Below are 2,639 nucleotides of genomic sequence, written 5' to 3' on the forward strand. Positions count from 1 at the left end.
GGACCTCTCGGGCGGCCAGAAGCAGCGGCTGTCGATCGCGATCGCGCTGGTGAACGACCCGCAGATCGTCTTCCTCGACGAGCCGACGACCGGCCTCGATCCCCAGGCCCGCCGCAACCTCTGGGACACGATCCGCGCACTTAAGGAGAAAGGGAAGACGGTCGTCCTGTCCACGCACTACATGGACGAGGCCCAGGAGCTGTGCGACCGCCTGCTCGTCATCGACCACGGCAAGATCATCGCCGAGGGTTCGCCGCAGGAGTTGATCCGCCGCCACTTCGACGCGTCGATCGTCGAGTTCCGCGTCGGCGAGCCGCTCGACGACCGCCGCGCGGCCCAGCTCGGCGCGCTCCTCGGCCAGGACGGCGCCGTCCGCGGACCGGAGGTCTCCGCGCAGGTGCAGGACGTGCCGGGCGTCCTCGCCCGGCTCTTCACCTGGGCCACGGAGGCCGGCGTGAGCGTCTCGGAGCTGGCCGTGCGGACGGCCTCGCTTGAAGACCTCTTCCTCAAGCTGACCGGAAGGAGCCTCCGCGAATGAAGAGCTGGCTCGCGTTCTTCACGGCCTCGTTCAAGCAGATGGTCCGCAACCGGCAGGCCATCTTCTGGACGCTGTTCTTCCCCGTCGTCTTCATGACGATGATGGGCTTTTTTGGACGCAACTCCACGCCGGACGTCAAGGTGCTGATCGTCGACCTGGACCGCAGCCCGGCCTCGCAGCAGGTGGCGGAGGCGCTTGCCCACGTCCCCGTATTCAAGGCGAAGGAGGCGTCGAGCGAAGCCGCGGCGCGCAAGCAGGTCGCCGACGCCAAGGCCGACGCGGCCATCGTCCTCCCGGAGGGCTTCGGCGCGCATCTCCAGGCGGCCCTGTTGGGGCAGGGGGAAGCCGATCTCCGGGTGCTCTACGGCAACGCGAACCCCGTCAAGGCCGCGCAGACGCGCGGGATGCTGGAGTCGACCATCGAGCACGTGGGTCTGGGGCTCGCGCGGCGCACCTCGCCCATCGTGACGCGCTCGGAGGCCATCGGCACCACGGCGACCGGATACTTGGAGTTCGTCGTTCCGGGCCTGCTGGCGATGATGATGATGAACTCGGGCCTGTTCTCCATCGCGAACGTGGTCACCCGCTGGCGGGATCGCGGCGTGCTGAAGCGCTTGCGCGCGACCACGGTGACGCCGACGACCATCGTCACCGCGTGGGTGACGAACCAGATGGTGAGCGGCTTCCTGTCCGTCGTCCTGCTGCTGGGTCTGGCCCTCGGGGTGTTCAAGGCGCACCTGACCGTGCACGCGATGACCATCGTGGTGCTGACGATCCTGGGCATGGGCGTGTTCTTCGCGATCGGCTTCTTCCTGGCCGGCATCGCGAAGGACTCGGAAGCGGTCGTGCCCCTGGTGAACCTGGTGTCGCTGCCGATGATGTTCCTGTCGGGGATCTTCTTCCCGAACGACACGCTGCCGCGCTGGCTTTTCAAGATCGTGCACTACCTGCCGCTCACCTACCTGGCGGACGGCCTCCGTTCGACGCTGACGTCCGGCGCCACGCTCGCCACGCTCCGGGCGGACGTCGCCGCCCTGGCCGTCTGGCTGCTCGTCAGCATCGTGGGCTCGGTGCGCACGTTCCGGTGGGAGTGACGCCCGGCGGGCGCGGGAGCGCGGCGGCGGGCCGGAACGGCGGTCGACCGGACTGCGAAGCGGCGCACGGACCCCGTGCGCCGCTCCGCGTGTTTGAGGGTGCGCTGTGGTACCCTGTGAGCAGTTGAGGAGGAGTGCCATGCGGCTCTTGGGGGACGACATCCGCAAGAGGGTCCTGGAAGCGCTTGAGGCCATGGACGCGCCGGTGGAACTGGTCCTCGTCGCGCCGCCTTCCGCGGACACGGAAGAGGTCGGGGCGCTGCTCGACGAGGTCGCGGAGATCACGGGCAAGCTCTCCGTCGTGCGGCTCGCGCCGGAGGAGGCGGCCGGACAGGGACTGCAGCCCGAGCTGACGCCGGCCATCTACGTCCGCCGGGCGGGGGAGCGCGGCGCGCGCTTCTACTTCGCCGGGGCCCCGGCGGGGTACGAGTTCGGCGCGCTCATCGAGGACATCCTCGATGTCTCGCTCGGGCGCACGGCCCTGTCGGATGAGACGCGAAGCTTCCTCGGATCGTTGTCGGAGCCGGTGGCGCTGCACGTCTTTTCCACGCCGACCTGACCGTACTGTCCCCGGGCCGTGCGCCTGGCGCATCAGATGGCGATGGAGAGCGACAAGGTCGAGGCGGTGGCCATCGACGCGACGCACTTCATGGAGCTCGCGATGAAGCACGCCGTCTATGCCGTTCCCAAGACGGTCATCAACGGCAGCGTCGGCATCGACGGCGCCGTGCCGGAACGCGTTCTCGTGCAAAAGATCCGCGAAGCGCTGGGCCAGCCATCTTGACGCCGGCGGCCGGGCTGGCCTAGCATTACGGCCATCAACCACATACGCGGGCCATGAAGGGGCCTCCCCTCCCCGCCGCGCGTCGCAGAGAGCCGGTCGCGGCTGGAAGCCGGTACGCGCGGGGGCGGGGTCTCCCCCCGGAGCCGTCCGCCTGAAGGCACGCATTCCCCGCGGCTGGTAGGGCGGCCCGGTCCCGCTTCGGGGCCGTTACCCGAAACAAGGC

At 69.3% G+C, this 2,639-nt stretch carries 4 protein-coding genes; all 4 read left to right on the forward strand.

Annotated elements, in window-relative coordinates; all coding sequences use genetic code 11:
• Window positions 1–538: ABC transporter ATP-binding protein (locus IRZ18_09595; GenBank protein MBX5477359.1), on the forward strand; the 538-nt coding region annotated here is incomplete at its 5' end.
• Window positions 535–1,632, forward strand: coding sequence for an ABC transporter permease (locus tag IRZ18_09600; GenBank protein MBX5477360.1), 1,098 nt, complete (start codon window positions 535–537; stop codon window positions 1,630–1,632). The genes IRZ18_09595 and IRZ18_09600, both read left to right, overlap by 4 nt.
• A gap of 139 nt (window positions 1,633–1,771) precedes the next feature.
• The gene (locus tag IRZ18_09605; GenBank protein ID MBX5477361.1) at window positions 1,772–2,191 is read left to right on the forward strand and encodes a hypothetical protein; all 420 of its coding nucleotides are present in this window, start codon (window positions 1,772–1,774) and stop codon (window positions 2,189–2,191) included.
• A 42-nt stretch (window positions 2,192–2,233) separates the two neighbouring features.
• On the forward strand, window positions 2,234–2,416 hold the full coding sequence (locus tag IRZ18_09610; protein ID MBX5477362.1) for a thioredoxin family protein: 183 nt from the start codon (window positions 2,234–2,236) through the stop codon (window positions 2,414–2,416).
• Window positions 2,417–2,639 lie beyond the last annotated feature (223 nt).

The sequence above is a fragment of the Clostridia bacterium genome (assembly GCA_019683875.1).
In the GTDB taxonomy this organism is placed as follows: Bacteria; Bacillota; Sulfobacillia; order RBS10-35; family Bu92; genus Bu92.

Excerpts from the sequence above, each read along its gene's own strand:
- IRZ18_09600 (MBX5477360.1), top strand. The coding sequence starts at position 535 with ATGAAGAGCTGGCTCGCGTTCTTCACGGCCTCGTTCAAGCAGATGGTC.
- IRZ18_09605 (MBX5477361.1), top strand. The coding sequence starts at position 1,772 with ATGCGGCTCTTGGGGGACGACATCCGCAAGAGGGTCCTGGAAGCGCTT.
- IRZ18_09610 (MBX5477362.1), top strand. The coding sequence starts at position 2,234 with ATGGAGAGCGACAAGGTCGAGGCGGTGGCCATCGACGCGACGCACTTC.